Raw genomic sequence first — 587 nt, 5'->3', positions numbered from 1 at the left:
GATAAAGAAATCCCCTTGGACTTTATGCTTAGCTAGTAGCTCTGCACTTATCTCTCCAAGCTTAGGCTCTTGTGGCATTTCTGGCTTGCTGGCTAGGATTTTAGGCTTAGTAGGAGCTTTAGGCTCTGTGGGAGCGACTGGAGCTAGTTTGCCAGCTTTTGCTAGCTTTTGGCTCTCTTTGTCCCATTTCTCTTTATCTAGCTTGTATTTGGCTAGATCTTTTTGGTATTGAGCTAGGGCAGTTTTATGCTCTTGTTGTGCTTTGTTGAAAGCAGCCATTAGGCGTTTATAGTCTTTGTGGTTTGGCTTGAGATTTGGCTTAGTGGGGGCTTTAGGAGCTACTGGAGCTATGGGGGCTGGGAGTAGCTTGCCATTTTTCTTATCCCATTTTGCCTTGTCTTTGTCGTATTTGGCTTTATCTTTTTGATACTGCTCTAGGGCTGCTTGGTAGGCTTTGTCTTCTTGCTCGTATTTAGCGATTAGGGCTTTGTTCTCTTTGGTGCTAGCAAGCTTATCCCACGCTGCCTTGTCTTTGGTGTATTTGGCTAGGTCTTTTTGATACTGGGCTCTTGCATCTGCTAGAGTGG

General features: G+C 45.0%; 1 protein-coding gene. It reads right to left on the bottom strand.

Annotated features, from left to right (window positions below):
- The coding region (locus F4V45_RS09530) for a hypothetical protein (RefSeq protein WP_211362735.1) at positions 1-587 on the bottom strand (587 nt) is incomplete at both ends.

The organism is Helicobacter canis (assembly GCF_008693005.1).
Lineage (GTDB): Bacteria > Campylobacterota > Campylobacteria > Campylobacterales > Helicobacteraceae > Helicobacter_B > Helicobacter_B canis.
The sequence above is the reverse complement of the archived record's forward strand: the minus strand, read 5'-3'. Positions and strand labels throughout refer to the sequence as shown.